Genomic DNA, 24,001 nt, shown 5'->3' on the forward strand with positions numbered 1-24,001 from the left:
AGCTCTCTGTCGGGGCGGCATTGCGGGTCCGGGCGGGGGCCGTGAGAGCCCGATCGCGGCACGCCGGGAACCCGATCGCAGTACGCGGGGGAACACCTGACAGGAAGCACCTGGCGGACACGAGATCCACTTGAGCAGTGTTTTCCCAGGTAAACCGACCAATGACTGGAAGATGCAGGTCAGCCGCTCGAACATCCCGATACCCTTGACACGTGACCGACGCCCAAGAGACCGCAGAAGACAGCTCACTGCGAACCACCGGAGGCGCCCCTCCGGACGACGTCGAACCGGCGCCGATCCCTTTGCTTGAGCCCCGTGACGGTATTCCGCCCGTCGTCGCCGACGACGCCTCGCTCGCCGAGGTGATCGCCGCCTTCGCCGCCGGATCCGGCCCCGTCGCCGTCGACGCCGAACGCGCGTCCGGATACCGGTACGGTCAGCGCGCCTACCTGGTACAACTGCGCCGCGAAGGCGCGGGCACCGCGCTGATCGACCCCGTGGCCTGTCCGGATCTGTCGGGCTTCGGCGAGGCGATCTCCGGTGTGGAGTGGGTGCTGCACGCCGCCACCCAGGACCTGCCGTGTCTCCGCGAGATAGGCATGATCCCCTCCCGCCTCTTCGACACCGAACTGGCCGGCCGGCTCGCCGGGTTCCCCAGGGTGGGCCTCGGCGCCATGGTCGAGGGCGTGCTCGGCTTCGTACTGGAGAAGGGGCATTCCGCGGTCGACTGGTCGACCCGTCCGCTGCCGGACCCGTGGCTGCGGTATGCGGCCCTGGACGTGGAGCTCCTTGTCGACCTGCGCGACGCGCTGGAGAAGGAGCTGGAGCGGCAGGGCAAGCTGGAGTGGGCCTGGCAGGAGTTCGACGCGATCGCGCAGGCCGATCCCGCTCCGCCCCGCAAGGATCCCTGGCGGCGTACGTCCGGGATGCACAAGGTGCGCAGGCGCCGGCAGATGGCGGTCGTCCGGGAGCTGTGGGAGACCCGCGACCGGGTCGCGCAGCGCCGGGACATCTCGCCGGGCAAGGTGCTCGGGGACGCGGCGATCGTCGAGGCCGCGCTCTCCCTGCCCGCCAATGTGCACGCCCTGGCCGCGCTGAACGGCTTCGGGCACCGCATGGGACGCCGTCAGCTGGAGCAGTGGCAGGCCGCCGTCGACCGTGCGAAGGAACTGCCGGACTCCGAGCTGCCGCAGCCCGGCCAGCCGGTGACCGGTCCCCCGCCGCCGCGCGCCTGGGCCGACAAGGACCCGGCCGCCGCGGCCCGGCTCTCCGCCGCGCGCGCCGAGGTGTCTGCACTCGCCGAGCGGCTGAACATGCCCCAGGAGAACCTGATCACCCCCGACACCGTGCGGCGGGTGTGCTGGGAGCCGCCGGCCGAGCCGGACGCGGAGTCCGTGGCGGCGGCGCTCGCCGGTTACGGGGCGCGGCCCTGGCAGGTCGAGCAGGTCACCCCGGTGCTCGTGGCGGCGCTCACTCCGGCGAAGGCCTGACGGCTTCGACAACTGGGGCGGCCGGGTCGCCAGGGCCGCCTCCGGTCCGTACGGCGGCACACCGCGACGTCGAGATCACGCCAAGATCATCGGGCGGAACGGAGCGGCAGAGGGTGTCGAAGTCGGCGTAGACCGTGACGTCCCGGGCCTCCCGGGGCCTCACGCACACCCATCCCGGGTGTGACCTTCGCCGCTCCCGCCTCCGGGACTGGGCAGCATGGTTACCCGCAAGTAGCATGAGGGGTGAGCGCGCGCTCAGGGCGTGTGTGTCGCGCAGCAGTGCCATCCCGCATCTGGAGGAGAGCCATCGTGCCTCGTACCGTCAGGGACGTCGTCTTCGTCGACGGCGTCCGCACCCCGTTCGGCAAGGCGGGCCCGAAGGGCATCTACCACGAGACCCGCGCGGACGATCTCGTCGTGAAGGCCATCCGGGAGCTGCTGCGCCGCAACCCCGGGCTCGACCCCAAGAAGATCGACGAGGTCGCCATCGCCGCGACCACGCAGATCGGCGACCAGGGTCTGACGCTGGGCCGCACGGCCGGCATCCTCGCCGGGCTCCCCCAGTCGGTGCCCGGCTACTCCATCGACCGCATGTGTGCGGGCGCGCTGACCGCGGTCACCGCCACGGCCGGTTCGATCGCCTTCGGTGCGTACGACGCCGTCATCGCCGGTGGTGTCGAGCACATGGGCCGCCACCCCATGGGCGAGGGCGTGGACCCGAACCCGCGGTTCGTCAGCGAGAAGCTGGTCGACGAGTCCGCCCTGTTCATGGGCATGACCGCCGAGAACCTGCACGACCGCTACCCGCACATCACCAAGCTGCGCGCCGACGAGTACGCCGTGCGCTCGCAGGAGAAGGCCGCGAAGGCGTACGCCAACGGCAAGATCCAGCAGGACCTGGTGCCGATCTCGGTGCGCAACACCAACCCGGAGGTCGGTGAGACGGGCTGGGGCCTGGTCACCGCCGACGAGCCGATGCGCCCGGGGACCACCCTGGAGAACCTCGCCGGTCTCAAGACGCCGTTCCGTGTGCACGGCCGGGTCACCGCCGGTAACGCCGCCGGTCTGAACGACGGCGCCACCGCGTCGATCATCGCGTCCGAGGACTTCGCGCGCGAGAACAACCTGCCGGTCAGGATGCGTCTGGTCTCGTACGCCTTCGCGGGCGTCGAGCCCGAGGTGATGGGCTACGGCCCGATCCCGGCGACCGAGAAGGCCCTCGCCAAGGCCGGTCTCTCCATCGAGGACATCAACCTCTTCGAGATCAACGAGGCCTTCGCCATCCAGGTCCTCGCGTTCCTCGACCACTACGGCATCGCCGACGACGACGCGCGCGTCAACCAGTACGGCGGCGCCATCGCGTACGGCCACCCGCTGGCCTCCTCCGGCGTCCGCCTGATGACGCAGCTGGCCCGCCAGTTCGAGGAGCAGCCGGAGGTCCGCTACGGCCTGACCACCATGTGCGTCGGCTTCGGCATGGGCGCGACGGTCATCTGGGAGAACCCGCACTTCGAGTCCGCCGGAGGCAGCAAGTGAGCACCGCTGAGCTTTTGAAGGGTGCGGCCGAGCTGTTCCCTGACGAGGTCGTGACCTCGGCGAACGTACGCCACCTCGACCTGCCGTTCGGCGCCGGGCGCTTCGCGCTCATCACGCTCGACAACGGCTTCGACCACACCAAGCCGACCACCTTCGGCCCGGCCTCGCTGGCGAAGCTCGACATCGCCATCGACCAGGTGGAGGCGGAGGCCGCGGCCGGCGAGATCGTCGGTGTCGGTGTCACCGGCAAGCCGTTCATCTTCGCGGTCGGCGCGGACCTCAAGGGCGTGGAGCTCCTCAAGAACCACGACGACGCGCTCGCCATCGGCAAGGGCGGCCACGAGGTCTTCAAGCGGCTCGCGGCGCTGGCCGTCCCCACCTTCGCGTACTACAACGGCGCGGCGATGGGCGGTGGCGTCGAGGTCGGTCTGCACTGCGCGTACCGCACCGTCTCCAAGGCGCTCCCCGCGTTCTCGCTCCCCGAGGTCTTCCTCGGTCTGGTCCCGGGCTGGGGCGGCTGCACGCTGCTCCCGAACCTGATCGGCGCCGAGCGCGCGGTGAGCGTCATCATCGAGAACTCGCTCAACCAGAACAGGCAGCTCAGGGGCCAGCAGGTCTTCGACCTCGGAATCGCCGACGCCATCTTCGAGGGCGCCGACTTCCTGGAGCAGTCGCTGATCTGGACGGCGTCCGTCCTCAAGGGCGCCATCACCGTCGAGCGTCCGGAGATCGACCGCGGCGAGGCCTGGGACCAGGCCGTGGCCAAGGGCCGCTTCGTCGCCGACAGCAAGGTGCACGGTACGGCGCCTGCCGCATACCGCGCGCTGGAGATCATCGCCGGGGCCAAGGACGGTGACCTGCAGAAGGGTTACGACGCCGAGGACGTTGCGCTCGCCGACCTGATCATGGGCGGCGAACTGCGCTCCGGAATCTACGCGTTCAACCTCGTCCAGAAGCGCGGCAAGCGCCCGGCGGGCGCCCCGGACAAGTCGTTGGCCCGTCCGGTCACCAAGGTCGGCGTCGTGGGCGCGGGTCTGATGGCCTCGCAGCTCGCCCTGCTCTTCCTGCGCCGCCTGGAGGTGCCGGTCGTACTGACCGACATCGACCAGGAGCGCGTCGACAAGGGTGTGGGCTACGTCCACGCCGAGATCGACAAGCTGCTGCTGAAGTCCCGGATCAACCAGGACAAGGCCAACCGTCTCAAGGCCCTGGTCACCGGTGTGCTGGACAAGGCGGAGGGCTTCTCCGACGCCGACTTCATCATCGAGGCCGTCTTCGAGGAGATCGGCGTCAAGCAGCAGGTGTTCGCGGAGGTCGAGGCGGTCGCCCCGGCGCACGCGATCCTGGCGACCAACACCTCCTCCCTCTCGGTGACGGAGATGGCGTCGAAGCTGAAGAACCCCGAGCGGGTCGTAGGTTTCCACTTCTTCAACCCGGTCGCGATCCTCCCGCTCCTCGAGATCGTCCGCGGCGAGCAGACCGACGACGCCTCCCTGGCCACGGCCTTCGGTGTCGCCAAGAAGCTCAAGAAGACGGCCGTGCTGGTGAAGGACGCCCCGGCGTTCGTCGTCAACCGCATCCTCACCCGCTTCATGGGCGAGATCCAGAACGTCATCGACGAGGGAACGCCGGTCGAGGTCGCGGAGAAGGCGGTGGAGCCCCTGGGCCTGCCGATGTCTCCCCTCGTCCTCCTCGAGCTGGTCGGCCCGGCCATCGGCCTGCACGTCTCGGAGACCCTCAACCGGGCCTTCCCGGACCGCTTCACGGTCTCCCCGAACCTCGCGGCCGTCGTCAAGGCGGGCAAGCGCGGCTTCTACGTGTACGACAGCGGGAAGCCCGAGCTCGACCCCGAGGTCGCGGCGCTGCTGAAGCAGGGCGATGTCGTCCTGACCGAGGAGCAGGTCCGCGACCGCGTCCTCGACGCCGTCGCCCAGGAGATCGGGCTGATGCTCGACGAGGGTGTCGTCGCCGAGGCGCAGGACATCGACCTCTGCCTGATCACCGGTGCGGGATGGCCCTTCCACCTGGGCGGCATCACTCCGTACCTGGACCGTGAGGGTGTCTCGGAGCGGGTGAACGGGAAGAGGTTCCTGGCGCAGGGCGTGGCCAGCGTCCCCGCGTAAGCGGATCTCGTACGTCAGGTGCCCGGCACGCCAACTGGCGTGCCGGGCACCGGTGTTTGCGCCGCCCGCGCCTTCCGTTGCCCCGCCACCAGGCCGCCTGACAGCGGGGGCTGCCGGTGAGGTCCGCCCAGGCGTGGAAAGCTGGGCCCTGTGACGACACTCGTGATCATCGACGCCGCCAACGTCGTCGGATCCGTCCCCGACGGCTGGTGGCGGGACCGCCGGGGTGCCGCGGAGCGGCTCCGGGACCGGCTCGCGGCGGACGGCATCCCCGGGCGCGAGGGGCCGGTGGAGATCGTCCTCGTGGTCGAGGGTGCCGCCCGGGGCGTGGAGTCCGTGCCCGGCGTACGGGTGGAGTCGGCGCCCGGGAGCGGGGACGACCGGATCACCGAGCTGGCGGCCGCCGCGGCCGGGCGCCCCTGCCTGGTCGTCACGGCGGATCGTGAACTCCGGCGCCGGGTGGGTGAGTTCGGCGCGGAGGTGGTGGGTCCGCGGGCGGTACGAGGGGACGCGTGAGGGATGCTTTCGCCCCCTCCGCCCCTTCCCGTTCCCGTCCCCTGGGGGCTGCCGCCCCCCAGACCCCCGCTTCGGCCTGGACGGCCTCGTCCTCAAACGCCGGACGGGCTGAAGACCACCGCCCCCGCGGTGGTCGGGGACCAGGACGGCGCGGCCCTCGTCCTCAAACGCCGGACAGGCTGAGAACCACCGCCTCTAGCCTCGTTCCCGCACGTACAGCACCGCCCCGTCCACCACCCCCGCCTCCTCGTACCCTCCTGCCAGCAGCCGTCGCAACGACGGGACCCGGTTCGGTGCGTACGGTTTGTCGCGGGAGTCGTCGATGACGAGGGCCGGCGGATGGGCCGCCATTTCCGCGCGGAACACCGGCCAGGCTCCCTCGACGGCGTACTTCTCGCCGACCTGGGGACCGTTGCGGCCGCCGCTGTAGTTGGTGAGGAGGCCGGCGGTGAGGAAGCGGCTTGCGGGGGTGCGGTCGGCGAGCCAGTAGATCTCGGGGTGTATGCCCCACACCAGGACCCGGTCACCGGGGTCCGTCCGGTGGGCGACCGCGGCCGCGAGCTGTTGGGCGTGCTGGAGGTCCGGGCGCGGGGCGAGCAGGCCCCAGGTGAGGAACAGGGTGCAGCAGCAGACGGAGGTGAGGACGGCCCTCACCAGCCGCTCGCGGGGCAGGATCTGGAGTGCGGCCGTCGCCAACAGGGCGATGGGCGGGATGAGTTGCAGGTAGTAGTGGCCGAAGAAGTGGAAGCCGAGCAGTACCGCGGCCGCCGAGGAGGCCAGCCACAGCCAGAGCTCCGCCGAGCCCGTGCGGGCGATGCGCAGGACTCGTACCACCGGAGGGACCAGGCCCGCGCAGGCCACTGCCAGGATCGCGGTGTTGGTCAACCCCCGGCCCAGGACATGGAGTTCGGAGCCGGTGAAGGAGGCGTACGCGCCTGAGCCGGTGACCGTCCAGAAGAGGAATCCCGCCGGGTCGGTGACCAGCGCCGCACCGAGGACGGGCAGGACGGCTCCAACTCCGAGGCGCATCAGGCCCGTTCGTGGTGCGCCGTGCCGGCACAGCAGCCACACCACCGGCACCAGCACCGCCCCGCCCGTCTGCTTCGCCAGGAACGCGCATGCGACGGCGGCGCCGGCCGCGCCCCACCGGCGCCGGTCCGCGCACCACATCGCCGCGGCGGTGCACGGCAGCATGAACACCTCGAAGGTCGCGGCCTGCGCGTCCTCGGGGTTGAGCCCGATGGAGACCAGCAGATACAGCACGCCCGCCGTACGGCCCGCCTGGTCGCCCCAGCGGCGCCGGGCAAGCGAGGCGAGCAGGACGGCAGTGCAGAGCTGGGCCACCACGGCGAGGACCCGTACCGAGGTGAGCGAGCCCGAACCGGACACCGCGAAGGCCGCCTCGTACAGCCACGGCACGAGCGGTGGCTTGCGGTCCACGACGGTCGAGTAGAGCTCTCCCCCGTTCGCCAGTATCCGCGCCTGTACGGCGAGATAGCCCTCGTCCGGGTTCCACAACGGACGGAGGAAGGATGGGGCCCGGGTGACGCAGGCGAGCAGCGCCAGCGCGGGCAGGAGCCGTCTCCAGTAGCCGCGGTCCGTTACTCGCGGCTCGGCTACGGAGCGTGGTGATTCCAGGAGCTCGGCGAGCATACCGTGCACGCTATCCGGCCCCGCCGCCTGCGCCGAAGCGAGACATACGGGGCCGGATCAGCAAAATACGGGTTCTGTAAGGGAGTTACTTGGAGTCGCCGTTCTGCGGCTTGGGCACCGCGCCCGCCGCTGCCTCCTCCTGTAGGCCGAGACGGCTGTGCGAACGCCCGTACAGGAAGTAGATGACGAAGCCGATCACCATCCAGATGCCGAACCGCAGCCAGGTCTCGGCGGGCAGGTTCAGCATCAGCCACAGTGAGGCCAGCACGGAGACGATGGGGAGGAAGGGCACCAGGGGGGTGCGGAAGGCGCGGGGCAGCTCGGGGCGGCTGCGCCGGAGGATGATCACGCCGATCGCGACGACGACGAAGGCGAACAGCGTGCCGATGTTCACCAGTTCGGCGAGTTCACTCAGGCTGGTGAATCCCGCGAGGATCGCGATGATGACGCCGAGCAGGATGGTCGGCCGGTGCGGGGTCCTGAAGCGCGGGTGGACGTGCGAGAAGAACCGCGGCAGCAGTCCGTCGCGGCTCATCGCGAAGAAGACCCGGGTCTGGCCCAGAAGCAGGATCATGCAGACCGTGGTCAGGCCGACGGCGGCGCCGAAGCTGATGAAGCCCGCGAACCACGGGTGCCCGGTGGCCTTGAACGCGTCGGCGAGCGGGGCGTCGACGGACAGGTCGGTGTACTTCTGCATACCGGTCACGACGATCGCCACCGCGACGTACAGGGTGGTGCAGATGACCAGCGAGCCGAGGATGCCCCGTGGCATGTCCCGCTGCGGGTTCTTCGTCTCCTCGGCGGCCGTGGCCACGACGTCGAAGCCGATGAAGGCGAAGAAGACGACCGAGGCGGCGGTGAAGATGCCCATCACGCCGAAGTTGGAGGGCGCCCAGCCGAACATCAGCTGGATGAGCGGAGACTGGAGATCGGCGCCGGCCTCCACGGTCTGCGCCTTCGGGATGAACGGGTCGTAGTTGTCGCCCTTGATGAAGAAGGCGCCTGCGACGATCACGACGAGGACGACGGTCACCTTGATGGCGACGACGAGCGAGGTGATCCGCGCGGAGAGCTTCATGCCGAGCACGAGGATGCCGGTGAGTACCAGTACGAGGGCGGCGGCCAGGATGTCGAAGCCGAAGCCGTCGGCCCCTTCTCTTCCGCTGAGCGCCTCCGGCAGGTGCCAGCCCGCGTTGTCGAGGAGCGAGGCGACGTAACCGGACCAGCCGACGGCGACCACCGCCGTGCCGAGCGCGAACTCCAGCACCAGGTCCCAGCCGATGATCCAGGCGGGCAGCTCGCCGAGCGAGGCGTACGAGAAGGTGTAGGCCGAGCCGGCCACCGGGACCGTGGACGCGAACTCGGCGTAGCAGATGGCGGCGAGTGCGCAGACGACCCCGGACACCACGAAGGCCAGGGCGACGGCGGGGCCGGCGTTGTTCTTGGCGACCGTGCCGGTGAGCACGAAGATGCCGGTGCCGATGATGACTCCGACGCCGAAGACGGTGAGATCCAGGGCGGACAGCGACTTCTTGAGTGCGTGCTCCGGCTCCTCAGTGTCCAAGATCGACTGTTCGATCTTCTTCGTTCTGAAGACGGTGCTGCTCACGGGTGTACCTCCACGCTTGACGTCCTCGACATGATCGAGGGGGCGTGTGCTGCGCATGCCCCGGCGCGGACATGTTCACGCGAATGGGCCGGTTTCACCACCCCTTCAGAGTGATGAAACCGGCCCAAGGGACCTATGGGGTACGTCAGTCGCGCGCGGGCTGCACCGCGTCGACGGCGTTCACGGCGTCCACGGCTTCCGCGGTGGTGCGCTCGAACCGCCCGTCGAGCTTGGACACCAGGCCGGTGACCTGGCGGGCGATGTCCGGCGCGGTCAGGCCGATCTCCGTCATGACCTCCTTGCGGGAGGCGTGGTCGAGGAAGCGCGGCGGGATGCCGAAGTCGCGCAGCGGTACGTCCACGCCCGCGTCGCGCAGGGCCTGCGCGATCGTCGAACCGACGCCTCCGACGCGGGAGTTGTCCTCGACGGTGACGACCACCCGGTGCTGCTCGGCGAGCGGGGCCATGGACTCGTCGACAGGCTTGACCCAGCGCGGGTCGACGACGGTCGTGGAGATGCCCTGCTTGTCGAGGAGTCCGGCGATCTCCAGGCACATCGGCGCGAGGGCGCCGACCGAGACGAGCAGGACGTCCGGGTTGTCGGTGCCCGGCTCACGCAGCACGTCCATGCCGCCGATCCGGCCCAGGGCGGGGACGGCCGGGCCGACCGCGCCCTTGGAGAAGCGGACCACGGTGGGCGCGTCGGTGACCTCGACGGCCTCGCGAAGCTGGGCGCGGACCTGGTCGGCGTCGCGCGGCGCGGCCAGCCGCAGGCTCGGCACGACCTGGAGGATCGACATGTCCCACATGCCGTTGTGCGAGGCGCCGTCCGTGCCGGTGACGCCCGCGCGGTCGAGGACGAAGGTGACACCGCACTTGTGCAGCGCCACGTCCATCAGGACCTGGTCGAAGGCGCGGTTGAGGAAGGTCGCGTAGACGGCGAAGACGGGGTGCAGTCCGCCGGTGGCGAGGCCGGCCGCGGAGACGGCGGCGTGCTGCTCGGCAATTCCGACGTCGTACACCCGTTTGGGGAAGGCCTTGGCGAATTTGTCGAGGCCGACCGGCTGGAGCATCGCGGCCGTGATGGCGACGATGTCCTTGCGCTCCTCGCCGAGCTTGACCATCTCCTCGCCGAAGACGGAGGTCCAGTCGGCGCCGGAGGAGGCGATCGGCAGGCCCGTGTCGGGGTGGATCTTGCCGACGGCGTGGAAGCGGTCCGCCTCGTCCTGGAGGGCGGGCTGGTAGCCGCGGCCCTTCTCGGTGAGGCAGTGCACGATGACCGGGCCGCCGAAGCGCTTGGCGCGGGCGAGCGCGGACTCCAGGGCCTCGATGTCGTGGCCGTCGATCGGGCCGACGTACTTGAGGCCGAGGTCCTCGAACATGCCCTGCGGGGCGATGAAGTCCTTGAGGCCCTTCTTGGCGCCGTGCAGGGTCTCGTAGAGGGGCTTGCCGACGACCGGGGTGCGGCCCAGGAGGTCCTTGCCGCGGGCCAGGAAGCGCTCGTAGCCGTCGGTGGTACGCAGGGTCGCCAGGTGGTTCGCGAGGCCGCCGATGGTCGGTGCGTAGGAGCGCTCGTTGTCGTTGACGACGATCACCAGGGGGCGGTCCTTGGCGTCGGCGATGTTGTTGAGCGCTTCCCAGGCCATGCCGCCGGTGAGGGCGCCGTCGCCGATGACCGCGACCACGTGGTCGTCGCGCTCCAGAACCTGGTTCGCCTTCGCGAGGCCGTCGGCCCAGCCGAGGACGGTGGAGGCGTGCGAGTTCTCGATGACGTCGTGCTCGGACTCGGCCTGTGAGGGGTAGCCGGAGAGGCCGCCCTTCATCTTCAGCTTCGAGAAGTCCTGACGGCCGGTGAGCAGCTTGTGGACGTAGGACTGATGGCCCGTGTCCCACAGCACCCGGTCCCTGGGCGACTCGAAGACACGGTGCAGGGCGATCGTCAGCTCCACGACACCGAGGTTCGGCCCGAGGTGGCCGCCGGTCTTGGAGACCGCGTCGACGAGAAAGGTCCTGATCTCGCCTGCCAGCTGGTCCAGCTGCTCCAGACTGAGCCGGTCCAGATCGCGCGGTCCCCTGATGCGGGTCAGCAGCGGCACCCGTGCCTCCTTGCGATAGAGCTGTTCGAGCTTCTGCCGGGTCTGTCGAGTCTAATGTTCCGCCTTTCATGTCGGCGTCCGGGCTGTGCGTTGTACGTCACGCGAACGGCCGTAAATCGTCGTACGGGCGTTCCCTCACCGGCTCGCTATGTCCGGACATAGAAGTGCCCGGTACCGCCATTGGTACCGGGCACTTCGATCAGGGGTGCGAGCGCTAGGCGCGACCGGCCGACTTCTGGGTACGGCGCGAGACCGAGTCCAGGACGACGGCGGCCAGCAGGACCACTCCGGTGATCATGAACTGCACGGCCTGGGTGGAGCTGCCTCCCATGTACAGGCCCGTGATGATCGACTGGATGACCAGGATGCCGAGCACCGCCGACCAGGGGGTGCCCCGGCCGCCGAAGAGGCTGGTGCCGCCGATGACGGCCGCCGCGATGGACATCATCAGGGTGTTGCCGCCGCCGAGGTTGCTGTCCGCGACACCGGACTGCGAGGCGATGAACAGACCGCCGAGACCCGCGAGGAACCCGGAGATGGTGAACACCGAGATACGGATCCAGGCGACGTTGATACCGGCACGGCGAGCGGCCTCGATGCCGCCACCGACGGCGAAGATCTGCCGGCCGTAGCGGGTGCGGCGCAGCACGAAGCTGGAGACCACGACGATGACCAGGAAGATCGTGATGCCGAGCGGCAAGCCGCGGGCCTGGTTGAAGACGGCCGCGACACCGAAGGCGAGCGCCGCGACGACGCCGGAGCGCAGCGCGACCTCGCTCAGGGGGCGGTGCGGCAGATCGACGGCCTTGCGCCGGCGCCGGTCGCTGAGCTGGGACAGCACGTGGACGGCGACCGCGATGACAGCCGCGGTGTTGGCCCAGGCGACGTTGGAGAAGTAGGTGTTGTTCAGCGAGTAGATGACACCGTCGGCGATGTTGTTGAGCGAGAGCGTGTTGCCCAGGACCTGGAGCTGTAGACCGCTCCAGCCCAGGAAGCCGGCCAGGGTGACGACGAACGCCGGGACGCCGACCTTGGCGAAGAAGAAGCCGTGCAGCGCGCCGATGGCGGCTGCGGCGAGCAGCGCGAGGATCACGGCCTGTGTCTCGTTCATGCCGTTCTTGACGGCCATCACGGCGGCGAGCGCCGCGGTCAGACCGGCGACGGAACCGGCCGACAGGTCGATCTCACCGAGCAGCAGCACGAAGACGATGCCGGTGGCGATGAGGCCGGGGCCGACGATGTACTGCGCGATGTTGCTGAGGTTGTCCGGCTCCAGGAAGCGCCCGGTGGTGGACTGGAAGATGGCCCAGATGATGATCAGGCCGGAGACGACCGGAACGGCGCCGAGTTCGCCACCGCGGAGCTTCCGCTTGAACTCGGTGAGGTAGCCGCTGATGCCCTCTTCACGGATGAGCAGCCGGGGGTCGACCGCGGGGTTGGCCCCGGCGGCGGCTTCCGGATTCTCGACGATGTGCTCGTCCTGAGGCGTGACCGCCTCGCTCGCGTCGGTGGCCTCGGACGTGGAGGTCTTGTCGGTGCTCACTTCTGAACCTCCCCGTTGCTACGGGCCGCACGACGGGTCACGGCGTTGTCCGTGGCGCCCGTGATGGCGGAGATGATTTCTTCCTGGGAGGTGCTCTTCACTTCGAAGACACCGTTGTTGCGGCCGAGCCGCAGAACCGCCACCTCGTCGGCGACGGCCTTCGCATCAGCCATGTTGTGGGTGATGAGGATGACGGCGAGGCCGCGCTCGCGCAGTCGCTCGACCAGGTCGAGAACCTGCGCGGTCTGCTCGACGCCGAGAGCCGCGGTGGGCTCGTCGAGGATCACGACCTTGGGGTTGCCGACCAGGGCGCGGGCGATCGCCACGACCTGGCGCTGGCCGCCGGAGAGCGAGGCGATCGGGATGCGCACGCTGGGGATGCGGATGGAGAGGGTGTCAAGGAGCTCCTTGGCCCGCTTCTCCATGGCGACCTCGTCGAGCACGGCTGCCTTGCCGAGCTCACGTCCGAGGAAGAGGTTGGCCACGACGTCCAGGTTGTCGCACAGGGCGAGGTCCTGGTAGACGGTGGCGACGCCCAGGTTCTGGGCGTCGTGCGGCCGGCCGATCGAGACGGGCTTGCCCTCCCACTCGATGACGCCCTCGTCGATCGGGTGGACACCCGCGATCGTCTTGACGAGCGTCGACTTACCGGCGCCGTTGTCACCCACCAGGGCGACCACTTGGCCTGCGGAAACATCCAGATCGACATCGGTGAGCGCCTGAACCGCACCGAACCGCTTGGACACTCCGCGCAACGCCAGCACGGGCGTAGCGGACACGTGAACCATCTCCTTCGCCGCCTGACCGGCGGGGATACCGCGCGCTGGACGAGCAGCGCCCGGGAACGGGGCTGGTGGTCAGCCCCAGGAACGGGCTTACGTCCGCATCAACGCGCGAAAAACTGAGTTGTGCAAGAGCCGCGGGGGGATGCGGCCCTGAGGGGGGTGGAAATCCACCGGCCGCGCGGCTCCCTGGTCAGGGCGGCGGCCGGTGGTGAGGATCCGGCAGTGGGTAGGGCGCCCCGCCCCGTTCGCGGGGCAGCTGAGGTGGCGGGGCGCCGTACCGGTTCTGCGGATTTACTCGATGCCGGCTGCCTTGCAGGCCGCGGCGTAGTCGGCGGTGCAGATGTCGGACGCCTTCCAGAGACCGTCCTTGACGACGGTGTCCTTGATGTTGTCCTTGGTCACGACGGTCGGCTGCAGCAGCGACGACGGGATGCCCTTGTTGCTGGGGCTGTCGCTCTTGCTGTCGGCCAGCGAGTCGATCGACTTGCCGTTCAGGAGGTTGACCGCGATCTCGGCGGTCTTCTCGGCCTCCGGCTTGTACGGCTTGTAGATCGTGAAGGACTGGGTGCCGGCGAGGATCCGCTGGAGGGCGGCGAGCTCGGAGTCCTGACCGCCGACCGGGATGTTCTTGATGCCGGCCGACTCGAGGGCGGCGATGATGCCGCCGGCCATGCCGTCGTTCGCGGAGTAGACCGCGTCGAAGCCGTCCTTGCCGAGCGAGGTGATGGCGGCGCCGACCTTCTGGCCCGCGACGGCCGGGTCCCACTCACCGGACTGCTCGTAGACGATCTTGCCGACCTTGGTGTCGAGGACCGAGTGCGCGCCCGCCTTGAACAGCGCGGCGTTCGGGTCGCTCTCCTTGCCGTTGATCATCACCACGTTGGCGGTGGCGGCCTTGGAGCCCAGCGCGTCGACCAGGGCCTGGCCCTGGAGCTCGCCGACCTTCTCGTTGTCGAAGGAGACGTACGCGGAGACCGGGCCCTCGGCGAGGCGGTCGTAGGCGACGACCTTCACGTCCTTGTCGGCGGCTTCCTGCACCCACGCCTTGGCGGACGGGGAGTCCACCGTGTCAAGGATGATGACCTTCACGCCGGAGGTGATCAGGTCGTCGAACTGCTGCTTCTGGGTGGAGACGTTCTCGCTGGCGTTCTTGTAGTCGACCTTGCAGTCGGAGCAGAGCTCCGCGACCTTCGCCTTGATCAGCGGGTAGTCGAACGACTCGTAACGCGTGGTCTTGCTCTCGGGAAGCAGAAGACCGATCGTCTTGTTGTCGCTGGACGAGCTGCCGCCATCCCCGGCCTCGCCGCAAGCGGCGAGCGACGCTGCCATCGCGGTGGCGGTGAGAGCCACTGCGGCACGACGCGCGAACGTGTTCATTTGGTGAAACCTCCCTGACGAGGCCGCGTCGTTGCGGCCGAGGTGGCTCGAAGTCAACTCGGCCATGCGTGCGACGTCAAGAAGTAAATACTTAACGAGATGGCAACGGCCCACTGCGTTCTCTAAGTGAAGGCGGGGGTCGCAGCCGTCAGCGACCCGTCCAAAAGGGTTGAATCGCCCATCTCGCTGAGCGCCAGAGCGAGCGCCCCGAGGACCTCCGCACGGCCGCCAAGGGCCCCTGGTAGCACCGTGAGTTGACGTGCGGCACTGGGGATCGCGTACCGGCCGACCGACTCTCTTATGGGCCCCAGGACCAGTTCCCCGGCCTCGGCGAGATCGCCACCCAGGACCACCCGGCTGGGGTTGAGCAAATTGCACAGATTCGCTACGCCGCTCCCGATATGGCGGCCGACGTCGGCGATCACCCGGCGGCAGCCCGGATCGCCGTCCCTCGCCAGCCTGACGACGCCTTCCATGCTCAGATCCGTGCCGTGACTGGACTGGAGGAGTGGCAGTACGTACCGGGCGGCCGTGAAGGTCTCCAGGCAGCCCCGGTTGCCGCAGCGGCAGACCGGGCCGGACTCATCAAGGGTGATATGCCCTATTTCCCCGGCCGTGCCACCAGGCCCCCGGTAGATCTTGCCGTTGATCACCAGGCCCGCGCCCACACCGCTCGCGACCTTGATGTACGCCAGGTCCCTGACCCCGCGCCCGCCGCCCCAGACCAGCTCCCCCAGCGCGCCGAGATTGGCGTCGTTGTCCACGTGCACCGGCACTCCGAGGCGTCCGCCGAGCTCCTCGGCGGGCTTCGTGCCGGTCCAGCCCGGCAGGATGGCGGTGGAGCCGAGGGTCCCCGACTCGACGTCGATCGGCCCCGGCACGCCGAGACCCACACCGGCGATCTTCGAGCGGTCCACCCCGGTCACCGCGATCAGGCGGCTGACCAGCTCTTCCGCCCGGTCGAAGCCCTGCGCGGCGGAGGCGTCCACATCGAGCGGCTCGGACTCCTCGGCGAGCACCTGATGGGCGAGGTTCCCGACCGCGACCCGCAGATGCGTATGGCCGAAGTCGACGCCGATGACGATGCCCGCGTCGCCGCTGAGGCTGACACTGCGGGCCCTGCGGCCGCCCGCCGAAGTGGGGGTGACCTCGACCGTTCCCCCGTCCTTGAGCTCGCGGACGATATTGGAGACGGTCGCCGCGGACAGGCCCGTCGTCCTCGCGATCTCCGCCTGCGTGAGTGAACCCGCCAGGCGCACCGCACGCACGACGCGCTCGAGATTGGCTCGGTGCAGCGACGACTGCGACCCCGGAGTCTCCATCGACTCATCCACTCCTGCCCTAAGCGGGCGGCCCCGATGCCACCCATGTGATCCGGGTCACAGCAGCGGAACCCGGGTCACTACAAGTTGTGAACTCCAAGCTCCGCTGAACGGGTTACCGCAGTCAAGTCCTTGACGAAAATCGGGGCCGCCTGACCCCGTTCCGTTTCCGTCACCCTGCGGACACATCCTCGCCACTCCCGGGTCGGAGGCGGCGAACACGAAGGGGGTCTCGAAGCGCTACTTGAGCGTCGCCGAAGTGAGGCCTCCTTGCACCTGACGCTGGAAGGAGAGGTACACGACGAGCATCGGAACCATCGCGATGGTCACGCCCGCGAAGAGGACGGGAAGGTCGGTGGCGTAACCCTGCTGCTGCTGAAGCTGGATGAGGCCCTGGGTCAGGACATAGCGCTCGGGATCGCCGCCCTTCTGCGGCTGCATCAGGACCGACGGGAGGATGTACTGGTTCCACTGCCCGAGGACGTTGAAGATGCCGACGCTCAGCAGACCGGGCTTGGCCATGGGCAGCATGACCTGGAAGAAGGCCCGGGTGTGCGAGGCGCCGTCGAGGATCGCCGCCTCGAAGACCGCCGTGGGAAGTGTCCGGAAAAAGGCGTGCATGAAGAAGACGGTGAACGGCATCGAGTAGGCGATGTAGACCAGGATCAGCCCCTGGTACGTGTTCAACATGTCGAGACGCTTGACCATGAAGAACAGCGGCACCAGGGCGAGGAACACGGGGAACATCGCCCCGCCGACGAAGAAGTAGTAGATGAAGCGGTTGCCCGGGAACTCGTAGCGGGCCAGGACGTAGGCCCCCATCGAGCCGAAGAGCATGGTCAGCGGGACCGAGAAGACGAGCACGATGAGGGTGTTGGTGAAGTAGTCGCCGATGCCTTTATCCCAGGCCCTGCCGAAGACGTCGAGCTGCCAGTTCGACGGCCAGCTCAGCGCCGAGCCGCCGATCTGCGCGTCGGTCTTGAAGGAGCTCAGGACCAGCCAGATCAGCGGAAGGATGATCAACACGGCCCACAGGACGAGGAATCCGTGCGAGAAGGCGTTGAGGGTGACGCCCTCGCTGCGACCGGCGCCGCCCGGACGGGGCGGCGCCTTGCCGGGCGCCCGCTGGCCGGGGATGCCGTTGCCGGTCTGCGTCGGCTCCTTGATGGGTGCGCTCATAATCTGTCTCCGCCTCAGAACTCGATGCGCTCGCGGCGGGTGGCGCGCAGCGTGACCACGGACAGGATCAGGGTGAGGAGCAGCATGATCACGCCCATGGCGCAGGCGTAGCCGCTCTTTCCGAAGTAGAGGAAGTTGCGCATCATCACGTTCGCCATGACGTCACTGTGGTGGTCGGGGCCGCCGCCGTAGCCGGTGCCCGAGGTCATGGTGGAGACCAGGACGAACATGTCCATCGCGATGATGCCCAGATACACCCAGGCGGTCTGCACGGTGTCCCACAGCAGCGGCAGGGTCACCCGGAAGAAGGTCTGCGCGCGGCCCGCGCCGTCGAGCAGTGCCGACTCGTAGATGTCCTTCGGGACGGACTGCATCGCCGCCGAGAACAGCACCAGGTAGAATCCGACGCCGTGCCAGACGACCACGGCCATCAGGCACCACAGCACCAGGTTGGGCTCGTTCATCCACTCGATCGGGCTGTTCGCGTCCACCAGGCCCAGTTTGACCAGGACACCGTTGAGCAGACCGCCCTCGTCGCTTCGGTAGACCGCCCCGAAGAGCACCGCGAGGATCGCCAGCGAAAGCACCTGCGGGAAGAAGTAGACGATTTTGTAGAAGCCCGAACCGGTGACGCCCTGCACTCCGCCGGCGCCGCCCCGCCCGCCCGCATTCACCATGAAGGCGAAGAACAGGGCGAGCAGGATGGTGATCACCGGGATGAACACCAGGAACAGGACGTTGTGCCAGATCGCACCCAGGAAGATGTCGTCCTGGAACAACGCCTTGTAGTTGTCCAGACCGACGAAACTGAATGTCTGCGACTGCCCCTGCCAGTCGGTGAAGGAGTAGCCGATGGTCTGTATGTACGGCCAGATCACGAAGATCAGATACAGAGCCAATGGTGCGAGGAGAAACCCCGCGACAAACCGGTACTGCCCTTTTCGCATGGCGCCCTGCCCCTGGTGTTCCGGTGTGCTTGATCAGTCGCGGTGGTTCTTCTTGGACTCCGGGTCCTTGGCCGCCTTGTCGACGGCCGCCTGGGCGCGCTTCAGCCATTCCGCAGGCTGAATTCGCTTGGCCATCAGTTCATTCGACGCGTTCTGGATCGAGACGTCCATCTCGCTGTACCAGTTCGGGTACAGGAAGTTGAAGGTGTTGTCTCCCGCGGCCTTCGAGGCCTCGACCGTGGACTGGGTGCCGGGGCGCAGTTCGACGCCGGAGTCCACACCGTCCTTGAGGATGCTCAGCGAGTTCGCCTGCTGGGCGAAGAGCGTCGACCACTCCTTCGAGAGCATGGACCGCAGGAACTCCTGGGCCCCGGGGAGGTTCTTGGCCTTCGCCGGGATGATGAAGGGCTCACCGGAGCCGGCCCGGATCGCCTCGAACGGGAGCTGGCTGTCGGGCAGCACCGGCATCGGCAGGAACTTCATGTCGAAGTCGTCCGGGGTCTGCTTGAGCTGCTCGTTCTCCAGCCATGAGCCGGAGGTGATGAAGGCGGCCTTGTACTGGTTCCAGCGGGTCTGCGACTCGGTGTGCGTCAGGCCGTTGGTGCCGGCCATCAGGTAGCCCTTCTCGACGACCTCGTAGATCGCCTCGATGCCCGCCTGAGCGGCGTCGCTGCCGACGAACGCCTTCGGGTCGAGGTTGTCGATCGCCTTCATGGCGTCCAGACCGCCCTTCTTGGCGATCAGGTCCATGATGGCGACGTTGATGTAGTACGGGTACTTGCCCTGGTGCGCGAGTCCCCCGATGCCGTCGGCCTTGGCCTCCTTACAGATGGCGAGGAACTCGTCCCAGGTCTTGGGCGCCGTCCAGCCCTTCTCCGTGAAGAGCTTGCCTGAGTACCACAGGCCCCACACCGTGTAGACGTACGGCAGAGCCACGTTCTTGCCGCCCTGCAGACCCGGGTCGAGCGTGCCGGCGATCAGGGTGTCGCGGACCTTCTTGCTCGGGTCGTCGATCGACGGGGCGTCGAGTACGGCGGCCAGATCGAGGAGCTGGCCGTTCTTGTAGAGCACGTCCAGCTTGATCTGCTGGGCGCCCGAGTCGTCGACGACGTCCGGCGGGGTGTTGTTGTTGAAGCGCGGCTGGAGTTTGCCGGTGATCTCCTGGGTGCCGGTGTGTGCGCTCTTGGTGCCCCACTTCTTGTCGAAGGCGGCCTCCCACGCCTTGGCGTAGTCGTCGCCGTAACCGCCCTTGAAAATGACCACGTCGAGCGCGCTGCTCTTCGCCACACCGAAGGGGTTCTCCGCGCTGGTCTCGCCCTTGTTCGTGTCGTCGGAGGTGTCGTCACCCCCGCCGCTGGCACAAGCGGACAAAAAGCTCATCGTCGGTACGGAAATCAGGCCGAGTGCTGCCGACCGCTTGATCAGATCGCGCCGTCCGACACCCTCGGTGTTGCTGTTCTCGGCGGAAGTGGATCCCATGCTCAAGTCCTCGCCTTCTTCAGGACTCAGGCGGTGAACCGGATCCTCCCCGGCACCGCGGTTGGGTCAAGCTGGGGTCGTGCATGAGGGATTCAGCGGAACGACACGGTGATCGGTGTAAGTGACACAGTCCACCGCCTCCAGATTTCCCCCCGAGTCGCGCCTGTACACAGCCGATGAACAGGGGCTGACGCCGACAGGTATAGTCCACTTCACGCCAATGGAGCAAGATCGAATGCACGTTTGGTTGTCGGTCTTTTCCGAGTTGAGACCTCGCGGAAATGTGGCCCAGCCACGCGTTCCTCCCGAGAAGATCCACAGGGTGCCAACCTCCCACGATGGGAGCAATGCGCGGCTTGTCGTGCGATATTCACCACGGACGCCACATTCAACACCCTTGACATCACTGACAACTTGACTCCCTACTGGTCCTTGCGGAGCGATTCTGACAACGTTGTCCAGGTGTAGGGAGGGTGCTCGGATATGCAGCACGGAGCTCGGTACAGACGGAGTTCTTCAGCAAGACACAGATGGAGTTCCGCCACGGCCGTGGGAGTGGCTGCCCTCTCCCTGCTGGTCGCCTCACAGGGGGCGGCGGTCGCGCTGCCGGTCCAGGCGGCGGCCCCCGACCGGGAGTTCGCGTCCTCGTTCGAGACGGGCGATCCGGCGCCGGACTGGCTGAACACCGTCGACACGGCGCCCGACGGGACGAAGCGGTCGTCCGGTGTCGACGGCGGCTACAGCGCGGGCATCCCCGGCAATGTGACCGACCAGGTCACCGATGTCAGGGCCAGTGGCGAGAACACGGGCGGCGGTGAGGTGAAGGAGAACCTCGCCGACCTCGAACCAAGCACCAAGTGGCTGGTCTTCGAGTCCAGCGGCTGGGCGGAGTTCGACCTGAGCGCGCCGGTCAAGGTGGTCACGTACGCGCTGACCTCGGCCAACGACCACGACGAGCGCGACCCCCAGGACTGGACCCTCCAGGGCTCCGCGGACGGCAAGGACTGGAAGACCCTCGACACCCGCACCGGCGAGTCCTTCGCCGAAAGGTTCCAGACAAAGTCGTACGACATCGCCAGTCCCGTCGAGTACCAGCACTTCCGGCTCGACATCACCAAGAACCACAGCGGCGGCATCCTTCAGCTCGCCGACGTCCAGTTCTCCACCGGCGCGACCGAGGACCCGACGCCCAAGGACATGCTCTCGCTGGTGGACCGCGGCCCGAGCGGCTCCCCGACGGCCAAGGCGGGCGCGGGCTTCACCGGCACGCGGGCCCTGCGGTACGCCGGTACGCACAAGGCGGACGGCCAGGCGTACTCGTACAACAAGGTCTTCGACGTGAACGTGGCCGTCGGCCGCGACACGGAGCTGTCGTACAAGATCTTCCCGTCGATGGCGGACGGTGACCTGGACTACGACGCCACGAACGTGGCCGTGGACCTGGTCTTCACGGACGGCACTTATCTGAGTGGCCTCAAGGCCCTGGACCAGCACGGGTTCGCGCTGACACCGCAGGGGCAGGGCGCCTCCAGCGTCCTCTACGTCAACCAGTGGAACAGCGTCTCCTCGCGGATCGGGTCGGTCGCGGCGGGCAAGACGGTGGACCGGATCCTGGTCGGGTACGACTCCCCGAAGGGCCCGGCGAAGTTCCGTGGCTGGCTCGACGATGTGACGCTGAAGACCGTCGCGCCCGAGAAGCCGAAGGCGCATGTGTCCGACTACGCCTCGACGATCCGCGGCACCAACTCCAGCGGCGGCTTCTCGCGCGGCAACAACTTCCCGGCGACGGCCGTCCCGCACGGCTTCAACTTCTGGACGCCGGTGACCAACGCGGGCTCGCTGAGCTGGCTCTACGACTACGCGCGGGCCAACAACGCGGACAACCTGCCCACCATCCAGGCGTTCAGCGCGAGCCATGAGCCGAGCCCCTGGATGGGTGACCGGCAGACCTTCCAGGTGATGCCGTCCGCGGCGTCCGGCACCCCCGACACCGGCCGTGACGCACGCGAACTCGCCTTCAGCCACGAGAACGAGGTCGCGACCCCGCACTACTACGGCGTCACCTTCGAGAACGGCCTCAAGGCCGAGATGACACCCACCGACCACGCCGCGGCGATGCGGTTCACCTATCCCGGTGACGATGCCAGCGTGGTCTTCGACAACGTCACCGACCAGGCCGGGCTGACGCTCGACAAGGAGAACGGGATCATCACCGGCTACTCGGACGTGAAGTCCGGGCTGTCGACGGGTGCCACCCGCCTCTTCGTGTACGGCGTGTTCGACGCGCCGGTGATCGAGGGCGACTCCAGTGGAGTCAAGGGCTACCTGAAGTTCGACGCCGGCGACGACCGGACCGTCAACCTGCGCCTGGCCACCTCGCTCATCAGCGTCGACCAGGCCAAGGACAACCTCCGCCAGGAGATCCCCGAGGGCACGTCCTTCGACAAGGTCAAGAAGGGCGCCCAGGCCCAGTGGGACGACATCCTCGGCACGGTCGAGGTCGAGGGCGCGACGCCGGACCAGCTCACCACGCTGTACTCCAGCATGTACCGGCTGTACCTGTACCCCAACTCCGGCTTCGAGAAGGTCGGTTCGAAGTACCAGTACGCCTCGCCCTTCTCGCCGATGCCGAACCCGGATACCCCGACGCACACCGGCGCGAAGATCGTCGACGGCAAGGTGTACGTCAACAACGGCTTCTGGGACACCTATCGGACGACCTGGCCGGCGTACTCCCTTCTGACGCCCGATCAGGCCGGTGAGATGGTCGACGGGTTCGTGCAGCAGTACAAGGACGGCGGCTGGACCTCGCGCTGGTCCTCGCCCGGGTACGCGGACCTGATGACCGGTACGTCCTCGGACGTGGCGTTCGCCGACGCGTATGTGAAGGGCGTCGACTTCGACGCGGAGTCGGCGTACGACGCGGCGGTCAAGAACGCGACCGTCGTGCCACCGTCGTCCGGTGTGGGCCGCAAGGGCATGGCCACCTCGCCCTTCCTCGGCTACACGAGCACGGACACCCACGAGGGCCTCTCCTGGGCTCTGGAGGGCTATCTCAACGACTACGGCATCGCCAAGATGGGCGAGGCCCTCTACAAGAAGACCCGCGAGAAGCACTACAAGGAGGAAGCCGCCTACTTCCTCAACCGCGCCCAGGACTACGTGAATCTCTTCGACTCCCAGGCCGGCTTCTTCCAGGGCAAGGACGCGAGCGGCGACTGGCGGGTCGAGTCGTCCGAGTACGACCCGCGCGTGTGGGGTTACGACTACACCGAGACCAACGGGTGGGGATACGCCTTCACCGCGCCGCAGGATTCGAAGGGTCTCGCGAATCTGTACGGCGGCCAGAGCGGGCTGGCGGAGAAGCTCGACACGTACTTCGCCACTCCGGAGACGGCTTCGCCGGAGTTCGTGGGCTCCTACGGCGGGGTCATCCACGAGATGACGGAGGCCCGTGACGTACGGATGGGCATGTACGGGCACTCCAACCAGGTGGCCCATCACGTGAATTACATGTACGACGCGGCGGGCCAGCCCTGGAAGACGCAGGAGAACGTGCGCGAGGTCATGTCCCGCCTCTACGTCGGCAGCGATATCGGGCAGGGCTATCACGGCGACGAGGACAACGGCGAGCAGTCCGCCTGGTACCTCTTCTCCGCGCTCGGCTTCTATCCGCTGGTGATGGGAAGCGGTGAATACGCCATCGGCTCCCCGCTGTTCACCAAGGCGACGGTCCATCTGGAGAACGGCAAGGACCTCGTCGTCAAGGCGCCGAAGAACAGCACGAAGAACGTGTACGTGCAGGGCCTGAAGGTCAACGGCAAGAAGTGGACGTCGACTTCGCTCCCCCACTCGCTCATCTCCAAGGGCGCGGTGCTGGAGTTCGACATGGGGCCGAAGCCGTCCTCCTGGGGTACCGGGAAGAACGCGGCGCCGGTGTCCATCACGAAGGACGACAAGGTGCCGGCTCCGCGCACGGACGCTCTGAAGGGTGCGGGCGCGCTGTTCGACAACACCTCGGCGACGGCCGCGAGCGTCGAGTCGGTGGAACTGCCGACGTCCGCCTCCACCAAGGGCGTCCAGTACACGCTGACGTCCTCGGCGGACCACACGACGGCGCCGACCGGCTGGGTCCTCCAGGGCTCGTCCGACGGCACCAAGTGGACCGACCTGGACAAGCGCTCCGGTGAGTCCTTCACCTGGGACAAGCAGACCCGGGCGTTCTCCATCTCGAAACCCGGCTCGTACACGCACTACCGCCTGGTCCTGAGCGGCGAGGCGACGCTGGCGGAGGTGGAACTGCTGGCCTGACGGACCCCCATGGGGAAGGGCGGGCGCGGAGTCAGA

Annotated in this window: 15 protein-coding genes; 5 read left to right on the plus strand and 10 right to left on the minus strand. The window is 68.0% G+C overall.

Annotated elements, in window-relative coordinates; translation table 11 throughout:
- The first annotated feature begins 212 nt into the window (after positions 1-212).
- The 4 genes from ACFVKT_RS26040 (at position 213) to ACFVKT_RS26055 (ending at position 5,665) form a co-directional block, all read left to right on the plus strand.
- Positions 213-1,490, plus strand: a complete 1,278-nt coding sequence (locus ACFVKT_RS26040; protein ID WP_385735461.1) for a ribonuclease D — start codon at positions 213-215, stop codon at positions 1,488-1,490.
- Positions 1,491-1,799: 309 nt separating this feature from the next.
- Positions 1,800-3,026, plus strand: coding sequence for a thiolase family protein (locus tag ACFVKT_RS26045; RefSeq protein ID WP_385735463.1), 1,227 nt, complete (start codon positions 1,800-1,802; stop codon positions 3,024-3,026).
- Positions 3,023-5,149: a 3-hydroxyacyl-CoA dehydrogenase NAD-binding domain-containing protein gene (locus tag ACFVKT_RS26050; protein WP_385735465.1), complete on the plus strand. Its 2,127-nt coding sequence runs from the start codon at positions 3,023-3,025 to the stop codon at positions 5,147-5,149. Before ACFVKT_RS26045 ends, ACFVKT_RS26050 begins: the two co-directional genes overlap by 4 nt.
- A gap of 150 nt (positions 5,150-5,299) precedes the next feature.
- Positions 5,300-5,665 carry an NTP pyrophosphohydrolase gene (locus tag ACFVKT_RS26055; protein ID WP_385735467.1) on the plus strand — a complete coding sequence of 122 codons (366 nt, stop codon included), beginning with the start codon at positions 5,300-5,302 and terminating at the stop codon, positions 5,663-5,665.
- A 195-nt stretch (positions 5,666-5,860) separates the two neighbouring features.
- On the opposite strand, the gene ACFVKT_RS26060 is transcribed toward ACFVKT_RS26055, so the two are convergent.
- The 10 genes from ACFVKT_RS26060 to ngcE form a co-directional block, all read right to left on the minus strand.
- Positions 5,861-7,318, minus strand: coding sequence for an ArnT family glycosyltransferase (locus ACFVKT_RS26060; protein ID WP_385735469.1), 1,458 nt, complete (start codon positions 7,316-7,318; stop codon positions 5,861-5,863).
- Positions 7,319-7,403: 85 nt separating this feature from the next.
- Positions 7,404-8,927: an amino acid permease gene (locus ACFVKT_RS26065; protein WP_385735471.1), complete on the minus strand. Its 1,524-nt coding sequence runs from the start codon at positions 8,925-8,927 to the stop codon at positions 7,404-7,406.
- Between the two features lie 145 nt (positions 8,928-9,072).
- Positions 9,073-11,022 (minus strand): 1-deoxy-D-xylulose-5-phosphate synthase, encoded by a 1,950-nt coding sequence (gene dxs / locus ACFVKT_RS26070; RefSeq protein ID WP_385735473.1) that lies wholly within the window; start codon positions 11,020-11,022, stop codon positions 9,073-9,075.
- A 214-nt stretch (positions 11,023-11,236) separates the two neighbouring features.
- On the minus strand, positions 11,237-12,565 hold the full coding sequence (locus ACFVKT_RS26075; protein WP_385735475.1) for a sugar ABC transporter permease: 1,329 nt from the start codon (positions 12,563-12,565) through the stop codon (positions 11,237-11,239).
- Entirely contained in the window at positions 12,562-13,353 is a 792-nt protein-coding gene (locus tag ACFVKT_RS26080) for an ATP-binding cassette domain-containing protein (RefSeq protein WP_365426421.1), read from the minus strand. The genes ACFVKT_RS26075 and ACFVKT_RS26080 overlap by 4 nt, the downstream gene beginning before the upstream one ends.
- 288 nt (positions 13,354-13,641) lie before the next feature.
- Complete coding sequence (locus ACFVKT_RS26085; RefSeq protein ID WP_385735477.1) at positions 13,642-14,727, minus strand: sugar ABC transporter substrate-binding protein; 1,086 nt, start codon at positions 14,725-14,727, stop codon at positions 13,642-13,644.
- Between the two features lie 122 nt (positions 14,728-14,849).
- On the minus strand, positions 14,850-16,049 hold the full coding sequence (locus ACFVKT_RS26090; RefSeq protein ID WP_385735479.1) for an ROK family transcriptional regulator: 1,200 nt from the start codon (positions 16,047-16,049) through the stop codon (positions 14,850-14,852).
- Between the two features lie 240 nt (positions 16,050-16,289).
- On the minus strand, positions 16,290-17,228 hold the full coding sequence (locus ACFVKT_RS26095) for a carbohydrate ABC transporter permease (RefSeq protein WP_385735481.1): 939 nt from the start codon (positions 17,226-17,228) through the stop codon (positions 16,290-16,292).
- A gap of 14 nt (positions 17,229-17,242) precedes the next feature.
- Positions 17,243-18,175 (minus strand): carbohydrate ABC transporter permease, encoded by a 933-nt coding sequence (locus ACFVKT_RS26100; protein ID WP_385735483.1) that lies wholly within the window; start codon positions 18,173-18,175, stop codon positions 17,243-17,245.
- Between the two features lie 33 nt (positions 18,176-18,208).
- Positions 18,209-19,654 (minus strand): N-acetylglucosamine/diacetylchitobiose ABC transporter substrate-binding protein, encoded by a 1,446-nt coding sequence (gene ngcE / locus ACFVKT_RS26105; RefSeq protein WP_385735485.1) that lies wholly within the window; start codon positions 19,652-19,654, stop codon positions 18,209-18,211.
- A 483-nt stretch (positions 19,655-20,137) separates the two neighbouring features.
- Here ngcE and ACFVKT_RS26110 point away from each other — a divergent pair, with 483 nt between their 5' ends.
- Positions 20,138-23,965: a GH92 family glycosyl hydrolase gene (locus ACFVKT_RS26110; RefSeq protein WP_385735487.1), complete on the plus strand. Its 3,828-nt coding sequence runs from the start codon at positions 20,138-20,140 to the stop codon at positions 23,963-23,965.
- Positions 23,966-24,001 lie beyond the last annotated feature (36 nt).

The sequence above is a fragment of the Streptomyces sp. NPDC127595 genome, assembly GCF_042671685.1.
In the GTDB taxonomy this organism is placed as follows: domain Bacteria; phylum Actinomycetota; class Actinomycetes; order Streptomycetales; family Streptomycetaceae; genus Streptomyces.